The sequence below is a fragment of the Mesorhizobium sp. B1-1-7 genome (assembly GCF_006442705.1).
Lineage (GTDB): Bacteria > Pseudomonadota > Alphaproteobacteria > Rhizobiales > Rhizobiaceae > Mesorhizobium > Mesorhizobium opportunistum.
The window spans coordinates 178,082-191,323 of sequence record NZ_VFWQ01000005.1 but is presented as its reverse complement, the minus strand read 5'-3'; the positions used below and the strand labels follow the sequence as shown (position 1 = coordinate 191,323).

General features: G+C 62.0%; 13 protein-coding genes and 1 pseudogene. 6 read left to right on the top strand and 8 right to left on the bottom strand.

What is annotated here, in order from left to right; translation table 11 throughout:
• Window positions 1-112 precede the first annotated feature (112 nt).
• Window positions 113-841, bottom strand: a complete 729-nt coding sequence (locus FJ978_RS10250) for a class I SAM-dependent methyltransferase (RefSeq protein WP_140572082.1) — start codon at window positions 839-841, stop codon at window positions 113-115.
• Between the two features lie 546 nt (window positions 842-1,387).
• A complete protein-coding gene (locus FJ978_RS10245) occupies window positions 1,388-1,960 on the bottom strand; it encodes a PadR family transcriptional regulator (RefSeq protein WP_013893999.1) in 573 nt (190 codons plus the stop codon).
• 93 nt (window positions 1,961-2,053) lie between these two features.
• Here FJ978_RS10245 and FJ978_RS10240 point away from each other — a divergent pair, with 93 nt between their 5' ends.
• Window positions 2,054-2,464 carry a DUF6194 family protein gene (locus FJ978_RS10240; RefSeq protein ID WP_013893998.1) on the top strand — a complete coding sequence of 137 codons (411 nt, stop codon included), beginning with the start codon at window positions 2,054-2,056 and terminating at the stop codon, window positions 2,462-2,464.
• A gap of 171 nt (window positions 2,465-2,635) precedes the next feature.
• Here the strand turns inward: FJ978_RS10240 and FJ978_RS10235 are convergent, their stop codons facing one another.
• The 6 genes and pseudogenes from FJ978_RS10235 to FJ978_RS10215 all read right to left on the bottom strand — a co-directional run bounded on the left by FJ978_RS10235 (window position 2,636) and on the right by FJ978_RS10215 (window position 5,762).
• Window positions 2,636-2,857: a DUF2274 domain-containing protein gene (locus tag FJ978_RS10235; protein WP_013893997.1), complete on the bottom strand. Its 222-nt coding sequence runs from the start codon at window positions 2,855-2,857 to the stop codon at window positions 2,636-2,638.
• A gap of 2 nt (window positions 2,858-2,859) precedes the next feature.
• Window positions 2,860-4,017 carry a TrbI/VirB10 family protein gene (locus FJ978_RS10230; RefSeq protein WP_140572081.1) on the bottom strand — a complete coding sequence of 386 codons (1,158 nt, stop codon included), beginning with the start codon at window positions 4,015-4,017 and terminating at the stop codon, window positions 2,860-2,862.
• Window positions 4,014-4,262 (bottom strand): TrbG/VirB9 family P-type conjugative transfer protein, encoded by a 249-nt coding sequence (locus tag FJ978_RS33135; RefSeq protein WP_246678108.1) that lies wholly within the window; start codon window positions 4,260-4,262, stop codon window positions 4,014-4,016. Before FJ978_RS33135 ends, FJ978_RS10230 begins: the two co-directional genes overlap by 4 nt.
• A 33-nt stretch (window positions 4,263-4,295) precedes the next feature.
• Window positions 4,296-4,835: pseudogene (locus FJ978_RS10225) on the bottom strand (replication initiator protein A); the annotation flags it as partial.
• A gap of 17 nt (window positions 4,836-4,852) precedes the next feature.
• Window positions 4,853-5,134, bottom strand: a complete 282-nt coding sequence (locus tag FJ978_RS10220) for a helix-turn-helix domain-containing protein (RefSeq protein WP_140572080.1) — start codon at window positions 5,132-5,134, stop codon at window positions 4,853-4,855.
• A 301-nt stretch (window positions 5,135-5,435) separates the two neighbouring features.
• Window positions 5,436-5,762: a DUF736 domain-containing protein gene (locus tag FJ978_RS10215; RefSeq protein WP_140572079.1), complete on the bottom strand. Its 327-nt coding sequence runs from the start codon at window positions 5,760-5,762 to the stop codon at window positions 5,436-5,438.
• Window positions 5,763-6,527: 765 nt separating this feature from the next.
• Here FJ978_RS10215 and FJ978_RS10210 point away from each other — a divergent pair.
• From FJ978_RS10210 to FJ978_RS10190, 5 genes are all read left to right on the top strand, one after another.
• The gene (locus tag FJ978_RS10210) at window positions 6,528-7,733 is read left to right on the top strand and encodes an ROK family transcriptional regulator (protein ID WP_140572078.1); all 1,206 of its coding nucleotides are present in this window, start codon (window positions 6,528-6,530) and stop codon (window positions 7,731-7,733) included.
• 90 nt (window positions 7,734-7,823) lie between these two features.
• Entirely contained in the window at window positions 7,824-9,134 is a 1,311-nt protein-coding gene (locus FJ978_RS10205; protein WP_140572077.1) for a substrate-binding domain-containing protein, read from the top strand.
• Window positions 9,135-9,213: 79 nt separating this feature from the next.
• Window positions 9,214-10,134 (top strand): sugar ABC transporter permease, encoded by a 921-nt coding sequence (locus FJ978_RS10200; RefSeq protein WP_140572076.1) that lies wholly within the window; start codon window positions 9,214-9,216, stop codon window positions 10,132-10,134.
• Window positions 10,134-11,036 (top strand): carbohydrate ABC transporter permease, encoded by a 903-nt coding sequence (locus tag FJ978_RS10195; protein ID WP_181180395.1) that lies wholly within the window; start codon window positions 10,134-10,136, stop codon window positions 11,034-11,036. Before FJ978_RS10200 ends, FJ978_RS10195 begins: the two co-directional genes overlap by 1 nt.
• A 24-nt stretch (window positions 11,037-11,060) precedes the next feature.
• A complete protein-coding gene (locus FJ978_RS10190) occupies window positions 11,061-13,238 on the top strand; it encodes a beta-galactosidase (RefSeq protein WP_140572075.1) in 2,178 nt (725 codons plus the stop codon).
• Window positions 13,239-13,242 lie beyond the last annotated feature (4 nt).

Below are 13,242 nucleotides of genomic sequence, written 5' to 3'. Positions count from 1 at the left end.
CTCGAGCCGGCGATGCCAGATAGACGGCGAGGGGTCCAATCTCCTCCGGTTCGCCGGCCCGCCCCATTGGAACCTCCTCGTGATCAGCACATCAGACAAGAACTCCGATGTGCTACCGCCTTGCGGATATGAGAAGCATCATAGGCCTCTCTAATTCTTCCTCCAAAGCTGGATTTTCTCTGATTTGCTCCAGCGATGGCGCGAACTCTTCCACGGCTTTGATTGTAAATCCGGCGTGAATCAATGCGTTGAGTGTCGTACCAACGGTCCGATGATACTTGACCACTCCTTTTACAAACCAGTCGGTCCGGCGCTCGCCTTCAACAGCGTAGCGGTTCACAGGCCAGGTCTTCCGACCGTTCTCATCTTTGATCCATCGCGGGTGGGCGGCCGCCATGAAAATCGGATGCTCGATGATAAAGACGAAATCCGCTCCAGGCACGAGCGACTGATGAACCATGCGAGCGAGGCGCTCGAAATCGCGGATATAGTGAAATGTTAAGGCGCTATAAGCGAGATCAAACGCTGCTTCGGGCAACTCAAGCGTTTCGAGATCTGCGGTGCGGTAAGTGATCGCATTGTCACTCGTGTTCGCTTGTGCACGCGAGATCATGTTCTCGGACAAATCGATCCCGAGAACGGATGTCGCGCCCTGTTCGCGCATCCAGCGAGAAGCCCAGCCGAAACCACAACCAAGGTCGACGATCCGTTTGTCGGCCAAGTCAGGAAGTAGAGCGCGTATCGCGGGCCATTCGGGAGCGCCGGAGAGGCCCTGAACTTGCCTGGGAAGCTGGCTATAGCCAGAAAAGAAGTTCGGATCGTCGTAGATATTTTGTGCCATGATAACTCCATCAAAACGTGATGGGACGAGGCACAGGTCATGCGGAAAGCCTCGTCCACGAACGGCGAGGCCTAGGTATCGTTCCGCTGTCGATATTAAAACGGCCGATGTCCCGGCATCCCGCCTTCTGGGATGCCGGCGAACCGGGAGACAATATTGGTATCCTTCTCGACCATGCAGAAATGATATTATCCGGTACCGTTGGCGTCAACGCCGCATTTGGCCCTTAGGGCCGTCGAAGTTGTTTTCCGACGAAAGGTCGGTCGCGTAGCCGCTTGCGATCCACCAAGGGAAACTCGCATTCTCGAACGCGGTGGCAAACCTCACAGGGAGCGGCGCGCGAACTCGGTTTTGGGCTGAAGGCCTACAGGGACGGCCATGGGAAAAAGGCGCTGAGGAACATCTCTTCGCCATTCTTGGTCGAAAGATTCATCGGCTTCCGGGATCGACTGAATCCACGCACGAGCACCGTGACGATTTCGACGAGGAGAAGGAGCGCGCGAAGCCGGTCCTGAGCATCCAGGAACTCTACGGTTTCCTGAACGTCTATTTCGCCTGCCCTCCGGCATGAGCCTTGGTTTCGGCTGTCCCGTCTGATGCGAAATCCGCACTGAGTTGATCCACCGCGCGCGCCGTGACTTCCAGGTAGCCGATCCAAAGTTCGAGCAGGTCGGAGGTGCGAGGCGCCGTTTTTTGTCGCGTTGTTGCTGCCGCGAGACGCGTCAGGTGGTCGCGATTGGCCGTCAGCCTATCATGAAGAGCCACCAGCAGCATGCGGGCCCTTTCAGGTGCCAGCAGGTCCAGAAACGCAATCCCGGCGCTCAAGTGGGTCAACTCAAAGCTGCCCAAGGCTTCTTCGAGGAGGCCAAAAAACTCCGCCTCGCCATCGTGCGTCAACGCGAAGGCAGTCCGGTCCGCGCCGCGCTCGCCGTCCTCCCGCCCGCGCTCGACAAGCTTGCCTTCCTTCTGCAACTGTCCGATTGCGTGGTAGACCGAACCCGAGCGCACCTTGGCCCAGGTTTCGACATGCCAATTGTCCAACTGGCGGCGCACGGCATAGCCATGGGCAGCGCCGAGTTCCCGGATGGCGCCATAAACCAGAAGCCGGATCACGTTCATATTATGCTCCCAATCTCGTCGATAATCTCTATGGCCAAATTTGGCTAAGCGAGCTATGGGTTTAACCAACTTTGGCTAAACGGGAGGAGTCTTATGCCCATACCGCTTGACACCGTAAAGCAGGACATCCTCGCATTGGGGTCAGATCTACACATCGACACCACCACCCCCGACTTGTTCTTTTTCAGAGGCCAGGAACGGACAATGCCCTTTGCCACGATCGTTACACGCGACAGTGACTATGACACTTTTTCCAAGCTGGACGCTGAGGGAGATTTTCGACTCAACATGGGACTCAGCCGGGGCGAATTTGAAGCGCTGTTTCCAAATCATGTGACGCGAAAGGCCCTGGACGCGTCCCAATTCGATTATGCAATTCGGGATAGTTTCTTCCCGCACCCCCACTACGGCCGCATGCGTTGGGTGAGCGTCGTCAACCCGGACATCCTATACCCGCAGTGTCTCGACTTTCTACACCACGCCTTCGAGCGGGCGCGGCGATAGGACGAGGCTGTCGCTGGATATTCATGTTCGCGTCTGATGGTCGTTGACAAGGCTTCGGTCTATGGCGACGACCTCGTAGCTTTTGAATGTTACGCGGCCCGGATTCCCGGGAATAGAACGCTGCTCCCCCTTGACCAGACCCCCGCTGAATCACCGGGAGGCGTCAGCAATCTAAGGCTCCTCCTTCTTTGCTTTGGCAAAGCCGCGATCCGTTGCGATAAACCGTTCAAGCATCGGCGCGATCAAGCGCGATGGACTGGCATTAGGCTGCCCGGTTTCGCGCCCAAGGACTTCTGCGTATTTCACCAAATCGCGGTGCAGCGGCGCCGGCAGTTCCACTGTGAGCTTAACCGGCTTGTCGTCTGCAATCGGACCGAGTTTCAGCTTGGCCATTTTCAGCCTCTGTAGGGTTCGAGCACGAGATCGCGCGTAACAACGACACGCACATTCGCGCCCGGCCGTACCGTCAGTGTCGGTGCGATGTTGAGTTGGCGCTGGACGATCTGCTGGCCCACCTGGCTGAGGCTGTCGGCGGCGCCGCCGCGCAAGGCGCGCACGAGGTCACTTTCCTGCCCGGACGAGCCGGCCTCCGCGCCAACGCTGAGCATCGTGGTAAGTGCGGCCGCCTTGAACAGCTCGGTCCAATGATAGTCGACGCCGTCCTCAAGTCCGGCATAGCCTTGGGCGTCAGAGCCAGGCTGGCGTTCAAGAACAATGGAGCGTCCGTTGGGAAAGACCAGCCTGTTCCAGACAAGCAGCACGCGCCGCTGGCCGAAGCCGACGCCGTTGTCGTACTGGCCAATGACACGCGTCCCTTGCGGGATCAGCAGCGAGCGACCTGTTGGACTGTCATAGACATTTTCAGTGACCTGGGCGGTGATCTGACCGGGCAGATCGGAACGGATACCGGTGATGAGGGCCGCCGGGATGACAGCCCCTGCCTGGAGCACGTAGGGCGACGCCGGCGGCGTGACGCGATCCGGCGCCACGGTGCGCCGATCAGTGGCCGCATTCAGAAAGCCAAGTTGACGATCTTGCGTGGTCGACTGGCCGATCTGACCGGCAAGTTCGGCGCCGCCAAGAGTCGGAGGAGAAGTTCCTGCGGTCGGGGTCTCGACCATCGCCGCCGTTGATTGCCCCGTCTGGAAGAAGACACGCGAGGTTCGGGCCGCCTCCTCTTCGGCTCGCCGGCGCTGTTCTGGCTCATCAACCATTGGTGTCGCCATGATCGGCGGCACGACGGGCTGTCCCTTGTTCTGGGCGTCTAGGATCGGCCGGCCGAGATCGCCGGGCAGCGGCGGCCCCAGAACGGGACCAGTGTAATCGCGCGGCAGGGTGGCCAGTCCGTCAGCGGGCTGCCTGTTGGACGTCGAGTAGAGCTCGTCGCCATGCCTGCTGGCTTCACTCGTCCGAAGCGCGTAGATCAGCGCGCCGCCGACGCCAAGCGATGCACATAAGCCGATACCGGCGAGCACCTTGCGCGACAGCCGCGTGACGCGCGGCGGATCGGCGCGAAGCTGCATGGGGGCAGCCGGGGTTGCGTTCTCGCTCATGATTGCTCCCCTCCCCTTTGACGAAAGGCGTTCTTTGCATTCCGCGCCGCGTTGCTGCCTGACATCCACAGACCTCTCTTCGTGGCATCGGTGCGAACGATCCTGACGGTCTGTTGCCGCTTGCCACTGCCAAGCCGCAGTTCCGCCGCGCCAAAGAGACGGTCGACGATCAGGGTGTTCTGGTAGACTCGGCTGTTGGCAATCTGGGCCTCGCCGTCCGGGCCGATGACGAAGATGGGCGGCATCTCGCCTTGCACGATTCCGCCTGGAAACTCGACCATAACGGCGCGATAGAACCAATCCGGCAAAATCAATTCGACGCCGAGAGGACGACCGTTTCGATCGAAGCGCTCCTGCCATTCGTTGATCCACGAGAAGCGATGGCGCCGGCCTTCGGCGGGTTGGCGGATGGAGGTGACGACGCTTGTCGACTGCAGGCGATCGAGCGCGGCCTTGAGGCGCAGATAGTCTCGCTTCGAGACACCGCGGCCGACGAAGGTGAGCATTTCGTATGGCGTGGCGGCCATCAGGCGCGACGTGCGCAATCCGGCGTCCCGCGCGCTGACGATCTGGCTCGCGGCCCAGATCAGGATATCGGCATCCCAGATTGTCGCCATGCCATGGTCGGGCATCGCCTCGACACGGATCGCCACATCGCCGGCGCGAAAGTCGATCGGCGCGATGCGCCTGGATTTGGCGAGGGAGAAGAAGGGATAGGCCATTAGATCCTGCGCATCGCGTGGGGCGACGACACCGGGCAGCGCGTGGAATAGATCAAGCTGCCCGCGTTCCGACGGTTGACGTGGTCGTGCCGACATAGGGGAGACCAGCGAGCTTAGCGCCTTTCGCGCCCGGCATAGGCGATCAGGCGGGCGGCTTGAGGCTTGGCGGGCAGCACCGAGCCGTGCGGATCGGATGTCGACGTCATCGCGCCGCGCTGGACCCAGGCGTGGAGGTCATCGACGGCGTAGACGACGCGGCCGCCGAGTTTGCGATAGGCTGGCCCGGTCCCATAAGTGCGGTGCTTTTCCAGCGTACGCGCAGAAAGACTGAGGAAATGCGCAGCTTCCGAAGTGCGCAGGTAGCGCGGCGGCAATGGCGCGGCGTCGGTGTTCATGAGGTGTCTCCTTGGCGTCGTCGCGATTGAACGGCGATCGATGGCCAGGATGGAGGAGCGTGGGGACGGTGATCAGGTGCGCAATTGAAGGGCGCTATTTCGCACCGCCAAAAGACCTCAGGCAGTCGCGCCGGCGCGCGCAGCAATTGTGATAGCCGCGCTCAACCATCTCCACGCCATCGCACATCAAACAAAGCATCGGATGACAGGGAGCCCGGTGATGGCAGCCGGCGGCGCGGAACGCTTCTGCGGTCACCGGCAGAAGACGCCTCGCCCGGTTCGGGGCGAGGCGTCTGCCAGTTCACTCGCCGTTGCGGCGGCTGGGGCGGGACCAGATGAGGCTGTGGCCCTCGCCTTCCTCGTCGGCGAAGAGGTTGGCGTAGATCGGAGCGGTGAAGCTCGGATCATCGAGCTTGAGCCCGAGATAGTCGCGGCCCTCGTTGGAGCGCTTGGACCAGGCGGCGCCGATTTCGGCTTTGCCGACCACCACGCGGTGGCTTGGAGCGTTCTCGCCGCTGGCCCGGGAGTCGGGGACGATGCGCACGCCCTTGGCCTGGACGCTGAGGGTGACGATCTCGCCGGTGAACTCGTTCGCATTGGTCTTCTTGAAGGTGCCGATGGTAGCCATTTTCAGTCTCCGTTTTCTCGTTTCCGAGCCCGCACCATGCGACCTCGATGGCGATCGCGGGGCCGGAGGCGACCGCCGCCGCATCGCTTGCGGCCGCAGCGAAGCGGAGGATGGCGCAGGCGCGCGTTTCTTGGTTCCGCGAGGAATGGGCTTTGCCCAGGGGAAGAAACGCGCGACGCGCCATTGCGGCATAGGCGGTCGAGGCTTCAGCCGTCTTTCGGCCAGATCAGCCCGTTCGAGAGGTCGTTGGTGCGCTCTTTGAAATGAAGGAGGAGGGAACCGCGCACTGGCTATCAAGAATGAAGCGAACTGCTGGCCGAGATGTCCGCCGATAACGGTTTGACGTGACTTGAATGAAAGCTAGCGCCAGCACACGGCGGCGTACCGAGTATGTCTGGTTTGGTGCCGTTAACGGCCTCGCAGCTTCAAGATGACTGGCAAGAACGCCGACCCTTACGTCGAGTGTGGTGCGCACTGCTTTGCGCCAAAAAAGGTCATTGATGTTGGTTGCGCGTCAAAGGCGGACGAGCTCGTAACCGATTGAAGCAACCCGGAGTCAGTCATTTGCACGAGTAAGCGCATGCTCCGGAGGGCTCGGGCGCACGCGACGGATCGCCGTAGTCATCGAACGGGCTACCGCGATAGCTTGCACTGCGGAGCGACAACCGACGTTGGGCGTCATCAGAAAAAGGCGGACTCTGGCACGGTTCTGGTCTATGCCGACGCTCGTTGCCGGTCCGCCGGCCTTTTGCAACTGGTCCATGAATGAAGCGCCAGCCCACGACGTCGAGCCTGTTACGCCGACTCAATCGTTCGGCCGTGGTGGATTTGATCCGCACCGAAGGGGTGATTTCGCCATCGAGCCTCGCCGAGCGACTGAACATCAGCATCCCGACGGTGATGCGGGTGATCGAGGATCTGATTGCCGAGGATTTGGTGGCGTATGACGGGTTTGACGAGGCCAATGTCCGGGGCCGTCCCCGGGCACGCATCAAGTTCCGCGGCGCGGCGCATGCGATCGTCGGCATCGAGGCCGGCAAGGGCGAGTTCTATGGCGCCGTGGCCAATCTCGAGGGCGTCGTGCAGACCGAAATGCACGAGACCGCCGACGATGATGGCGAGCGCAATTTCGAGAAGCTGGTCGGCCTGATCAGCCGGCTGATGGCGGCCCCCCATCCGCGCGGCCAGACCATTCGCGGCATCGGCATTGGCCTGCCCTCGATCGTCAGGCAGCCGGCGGGCGAAGTGGTGCTGACGCTCGGTCTCGGCTGGCGCGACATGCCGTTGCGGGCGCGGCTCAGCGAGCATTTTCAGATGCCCATCGTCGTCGAAAACGGGCGCAACCTCGCCGCCGTGGGCGAATGGGGATTTGGGGCTGGGCGTGGCGCCGACAGCGTCGTGAGCCTCTCGATCGGGCCCGGCGCCGGCGCGGGCGTCGTCATCGACGGCAAGCTCTATGGCGGGCACTCGCATGCGGCGGGCGAGCTCGGCTGGTATCTCGATGACCCACTCCTCACCGGGCGGCCGTTCGAACATCTGGGCGACAAGCAATCACTGCGCTTTTTCGGCATCCCCGAACAGGCGACCAAGATGCTCGAAGAGGCCAACAACCAGTATGCGGCGGGAAAGCTCACCCTGGCCGCAGTCACCGACCGGCAGGCGGACAAAATCGCGCCGGTTGTCACCGAGTTGCTCGACTATGCGACGATGGCGGTGGGCAGTGTTGCTGCCTTCATGAACCCGGAAATCATCGTACTGGCGGGCCGGATCGTCGGCGGCGGTGATCTGGTGCTCGATGTGCTGCGGCACCGCCTCAAGGGCAATGTGTATGACCCGCCAAGCCTCGTGATGGGCGCGCTGGGCCACCGCGATATCGTTCTGGGCGCGGTGCGTCTGGTGCTCGATGCGACGACCCTCAACCCTGCCGACAGCCTCGTGATGGCCGACTACAGATCAATCGATCGCAATTGACAGCGACCGCATGTCGGCATTAAGTTTCTAACTGAAAGAAAAACCGCGCCCTACGTCGTGTGGGAGCGTATCTTTCGTGGGAGGACTTCAATGACGAAGATTTTCAATCCGCTTGGGCGGATGATGCAGCGTCGTGACTTCTTGAAAGTTGCGGGTGCGAGCGTCGCGGTAGCGGGTCTGCCTGCGGCAGTTCGCGGTGCCGAGCCCGTCAAGGTGCTTGTGTGGTCGTGGGTGCCGGATCTCCAGCTTGAGGCAGACATGTTCAATGCCGCGCATCCGGGCATCCAGATCGACCTCGTGAATCCCGGCCAGGGGGATCCGTTGTATAACGCGCTCCGCGCGGGCCTGCAGGCGGGCAGCGGCCTCCCGGACGTCGCCCAGATCGAATACCAGCACCTCGAGAGCTTCCGCCAGGTCAACGCCCTCGCAGACATCGGCCAGTACGCCAATGCCCATAAGGGCGAGTTCCCCGAAGGCCTATGGGCGCAGGTCGCCATGGGCGATGTGGTCAACGCCACGCCGCAGGATTACGGTCCGATGGCGATGCTCTATCGCAAGGACATCTTCGACAAGCATGGGATCACGCCGCCCACCACCTGGGCCGAGTTTGCCGATGCGGGCAAAAAGATCCATGCGGCCGATCCGACTGTGTTCATGACCGACGCGCCGTTCGGAGCCAACGCCGACTGGGTCTTGGGCCTGTTGTGGCCGATGGGCTGGAAGCCGGTTAGCCGCGATGGCGACAAGCTCGTGATCAGGATCAACGACAAGATTGCTAAGGACTTCGCCGCCTATTGGCAGGACCTTATCATCGCGGGTGTTATCGAGACCAAGCCGGGCTTCAACAATGAGTGGTACACCGGCCTCGACTCGGGTCGCTATGCCACCTGGCTCGCTGCGGGCTGGGGTCCGCTGTTCCTGACCTCGGTCGCCAAGACCAGCGTGGGCAAATGGCGTGCCGCCGATCTGCCGCAGTGGGACGCGAGCAAGTTCGTGACTGGCGCTTGGGGTGGCTCATCGCTGGCCGTGATGAAAGCAACCCAGCATCTGCCCGAGGCCGCCGAAGTCGCGATCTGGTTGAACACGAATCCCGAAGCCACAAAGCTCTACACCACCAAGCAAAACTTCTTCCCCTGTACCAACGCGCTACTGTCGAGCCCGGAATGGGCGAGCGCCAAGCCGGAATTCTTCGGCGGCCAGGAGGTGAACAAAGTGTTTGCCAAATCGGCGAGTGCCGTGGCGCCGTTTGAGTGGAGCCCGTTCCAGGGCTTCCTCTACCAGTCGATGTCCGATGAATTCGGCGCCTCGATCAGCGGCAAGGGCACGCTGTCGGATGCGTTCGACCGCGTCCAGGACGCCGTGGTTACCTACGCGAAGGACCAAGGCTTCACCGTGGCCTAACTCCTCCCGGGCACCGGCCGGGCGCGCCTTGATCGGCGCGCCCGATCTCTTCATCTTGCCGGACGGAGGACCCATGGCAATGTCGAATTCGCCAACCGCAGCGACGTACCCAGCGCGATTGGGCGGTTTTACGTCACGAAGGCTCGCACCCTATCTGTTCCTGGCGCCCTTCATGCTGCTGTTTATCGCCTTCATCATCGCGCCGCTAGTCTATGCGTTCTACATGAGCCTCTACCGCGACACGCTTGTGGGCGGACGACAGTTCGCGGGTGCAGCCAGCTACATCAAGGTCGCGGACGACGCCAAATTCTGGGGCGGCGTGTGGAACCTCGTTCTGTTCGGCATCGTGCAGGTACCGATCATGCTGGCCCTGGCGTTGTTGTTCGCCATCGTGCTCGATCGTGGTCAGGTCTATGCCAAGGGAGTCTTCCGGCTCGGCTTCTTCCTCCCCTACGCTGTGCCGAGCGTAATCGCGACGATCATCTGGGGTTATCTCTACGGCCCCACCTTCGGCCCGTTCACGCAGATGGCCAAGGCGTTCAACCTGCCGCCGCCGGACTTCCTGTCGCCGGGCGCGATGATCTTCTCATTGGCCAATATCGTGACGTGGGAATATGTCGGCTACAATATGGTGATCTACTACGCCGCGCTGAAGGCGATCCCGTCGGACCTCGCCGAGGCCGCGCGGATGGACGGCGCCTCGCCCTGGCAATTTGCGCGGATGATCCAGCTGCCGCTGCTGTGGCCGGCGATCCTGCTCACCATCATCTTTTCGATCAACGGCACACTGCAGCTGTTCAATGAGCCGTACTTGATGCGCGCGCTCGCCAGTAACACCATCAATTCGAGCTACACGCCGAACCTCTATGCCTATTCTCTGGCGACTAAGAACCAGCAGTATGGCTATGCGGCCGCCGTTTCGTTCGTGCTTGGCATCGTGATCGCCGGTGCCTCCTACATCTTCACCCTGATCGCCAACCGCCGTCGGCCGGAGCAATGATGACTGCGACCACCGACATCGCCACTTTCGAAGCTGCCAGGCGCCGGCCCGGCGAAAGGCGGCGCTCGCGGATCATGCTCACGCTGCTGCTGTCACTGTTCCTCCTCTACAGCTTCATGCCGCTGGTCTATCTGGTCCTGTCGGCAACGAAGACGAATGGCGACCTGTTCACCACGTTCGGCTTCGGCTTCGGCACCGAGTTCAACCTCTGGCAGAATCTGAGCGATCTGCTGGCGCGCGACAACGGCGTCTTCATGCGCTGGATGTTCAACAGCCTGCTCTATTCGACCGTCGCCGGGCTCGGTGCCGCGATCTTGGCTACCGCGGCAGGCTATGCGTTAGCCAAATTCAAATTCGTCGGCCGCAATCTGCTGTTTGCGCTGGTCTTGGGCGCTGTCATGATCCCGCAGACGGCCCTCGTCGTGCCGACCTTCCTGCTGCTGGCACTTTCGGGACTCAGCGACAATCCGCTGGGCGTGATCCTGCCATCGATGATCTCGCCGATCGGCGTCTATCTGATGCGCGTCTATATCGAGCAGGGCGTCGACGACGAACTGCTCGACGCAGCGCGTCTCGATGGCGCCGGCGAGTTCGTGATCTTCCGCGCCATCGTGCTGCGGCTGGTGGCGCCGGGCATGGTGACCGTGGCGCTGCTCTCGTTCGTCGGGACCTGGAACAATTACTTCCTGCCGCTGATCGTGCTGCGCTCGCCGGAGTATCAGCCGATCACGGTGGGCCTTGCGACCTGGTATCAGCTCGCGCAGCAGGGCGGTGGCGGCGGACAGGTGCTGTTCTCGATCATCATCACCGGCGCGCTGGTCAGCATCATCCCGGTCATCGTGGTGTTCCTGCTGCTGCAGCGGTTCTGGCAGGGCGGCCTCACCGCCGGCGCCATCAAATAGATTATCGCCTGGAGTTTTGCGACTATGACGACTGCCTTGAAATCCGCGCCGCTCTCTGTCTGGCGGCCGATCGCGACCGACACTTTCCTCGTCGGTAGCCCACATTACCCCGAGCATGTCGATGAGAGCTATTGGCAGCGCGACGCCGACCGCATGACGGCCGCGGGCTTCAACGCGGTGCGGCTTGCGGAATTCGCCTGGCACATTATCGAGCCGCATGAGGGGACGTTCGACTTCGATTTGTTCGACCGCGCCATAGATGTGCTGGGCAAGGCTGGCATCAAGACCATCATGTGCACTCCGACGGCGACGCCGCCGCGCTGGCTGACGGCGCGTTATCCCGAAGTGTTGCGCGTCGATGCCAATGGCCGCGCCATGAGCCATGGCTCGCGCCAGCATGCCAATCTTGCGAGCGCAGTGTTCCGTAAGCATTCGAAGCGCATCACCAAAGCGATGGCTCAGCATTATCGCGAAAATCCACACATCATCGGCTGGCAGACGGACAATGAGCTCAATACCTCTGGATCGCTGTCCTACGGTCCGGTGACTCTGGCCGAGTTTCAGGCCTTCCTCAAGGACAAGTACAAGACCATCGCCGCGCTCAACGATGCGTGGGGCGGGCATTTCTGGGCCACCGCCTACGACGACTTCGATCAAGTGGTGCTGCCGCTCGACTACGCCCCAGCCCCGGTCGGGCCGACCCATGTGGTCGACTATCACCGCTTCCTCGCCTTCGTCACGGCGCGGTTCCAGCACGATCAAGTGTTGATCCTGCGCGCCACCAATCCAGACTGGTTCGTCTTCCACAATCTGGGGCGGATCGACGACATCGACTTCCGCGGCGAGTTCTCGACCGATCTCGATTTTCTCGGCTTCGACATCTACCCGCATCTCTATGACGAGATGCAGCGGGTCGGCGGCGTCGGCGAGGTGCAGGCGCTGCATCTCGACATCTGCCGCGGCTTCACCGGCAACTTCATCGTGCCCGAGCAGCAATCGGGCTTCGGTGCGCAGCCGAACATCTCGACGCTGACGCCCGAACCCGGCGAGATGCGCCGCATGGCCTATACGTCGGTGGCGCGCGGCGCCGATGGCGTGATGTTCTTCCGCTGGCGGCCGGCGCATTTCGGCGCCGAGATCTATTGGATGGGCATCATCGATCACGACGACATCCCGCGGCGGCGCTATGACGAGGCCAAGCAGTTTGCGGGCGAGGTCACGGCGCTCAAGGACAAGATCCTCGGCACGCATGTGCGCATGGATTTGGGCATCGCCGGATCAGATTTCGACAATCAGGAGATGCACCGCTCCTACCCCGTCGGCCTGCCGAGCCCGCAGGACGACGCGACGCTGCTGCACCGCTATTGCTACCGCCACAACATCGCCTGCGGCTTCATCCATCCCGAGGATGATCTCAGCAAGCTCAAGGCGCTCTACGTGCCGCATTGGCTGAAATGGACCGATGCGTGGACGGCGCGGATCGAGGCCTTCGCCAAGGCGGGTGGAACGGTAATCCTGGGCGGCCGCACCGGGTCGCGCGACGTTAACAATCACGTCATCCGCGACACCTCTCCGGGCAAGACGCTCTCGGCGCTGGCCGGGATCACGGTCGAGGAGTTCGGGTTGCTGACGCCGATCGGCGGCGACGGCCTGTTCGAGCATGGCGGCCGCTTCGGCGCCAACACGGTGCGCAAGAAGCTGCCCGCGTCGTCGGCGAGCCGCCAATACGAGCTCAAGATCGGGAATGCGCAGGTGACGGCGGCGCATCTTTATGAGCTGCTTAACGTCGCGCCCGGCACCGAGGTTATCGGCAACTGGGCCAGCCGCTTCGCCGAGGGCCAAGCCGCGATGACTTCGCGCAAAGTCGGCAAGGGCAATGTGATCTACCTCGGCACCTACCTCAGCGATGCTCTGGTCGAGGTGCTGGCCGATCAGGTTCTGGCGCCCGCCGGTATCGTGCCGCTCATCGCCGACATACCGGCCGGCGTCGAAGCGACCATCCGCGAGAGCAAGGACCGCCGCCTGCTGTTCATCCTCAACACGCTGGGCGAGCCGGCAAGCATCGGCAATGTCCCCGCGGGCAAGGATTTGCTCGGCGATGGCAAAATTCGCGGCGGTAAGCTGTCGCTCCCTGCCTATGGCTGCAGCATCATCGAACTCGACCAGGTGATACTGAGATCGCAAAAGGCTGTATTGTCGTAACCCA

Bases quoted from the DNA above. Each gene is read 5' to 3' on its own strand.
- FJ978_RS10250 (WP_140572082.1), bottom strand. From the start codon at position 841: ATGGCACAAAATATCTACGACGATCCGAACTTCTTTTCTGGCTATAGC.
- FJ978_RS10245 (WP_013893999.1), bottom strand. From the start codon at position 1,960: ATGAACGTGATCCGGCTTCTGGTTTATGGCGCCATCCGGGAACTCGGC.
- FJ978_RS10240 (WP_013893998.1), top strand. From the start codon at position 2,054: ATGCCCATACCGCTTGACACCGTAAAGCAGGACATCCTCGCATTGGGG.
- FJ978_RS10235 (WP_013893997.1), bottom strand. From the start codon at position 2,857: ATGGCCAAGCTGAAACTCGGTCCGATTGCAGACGACAAGCCGGTTAAG.
- FJ978_RS10230 (WP_140572081.1), bottom strand. From the start codon at position 4,017: ATGAGCGAGAACGCAACCCCGGCTGCCCCCATGCAGCTTCGCGCCGAT.
- FJ978_RS33135 (WP_246678108.1), bottom strand. From the start codon at position 4,262: ATGCCGCCCATCTTCGTCATCGGCCCGGACGGCGAGGCCCAGATTGCC.
- FJ978_RS10220 (WP_140572080.1), bottom strand. From the start codon at position 5,134: ATGAACACCGACGCCGCGCCATTGCCGCCGCGCTACCTGCGCACTTCG.
- FJ978_RS10215 (WP_140572079.1), bottom strand. From the start codon at position 5,762: ATGGCTACCATCGGCACCTTCAAGAAGACCAATGCGAACGAGTTCACC.
- FJ978_RS10210 (WP_140572078.1), top strand. From the start codon at position 6,528: ATGAAGCGCCAGCCCACGACGTCGAGCCTGTTACGCCGACTCAATCGT.
- FJ978_RS10205 (WP_140572077.1), top strand. From the start codon at position 7,824: ATGACGAAGATTTTCAATCCGCTTGGGCGGATGATGCAGCGTCGTGAC.
- FJ978_RS10200 (WP_140572076.1), top strand. From the start codon at position 9,214: ATGTCGAATTCGCCAACCGCAGCGACGTACCCAGCGCGATTGGGCGGT.
- FJ978_RS10195 (WP_181180395.1), top strand. From the start codon at position 10,134: ATGACTGCGACCACCGACATCGCCACTTTCGAAGCTGCCAGGCGCCGG.
- FJ978_RS10190 (WP_140572075.1), top strand. From the start codon at position 11,061: ATGACGACTGCCTTGAAATCCGCGCCGCTCTCTGTCTGGCGGCCGATC.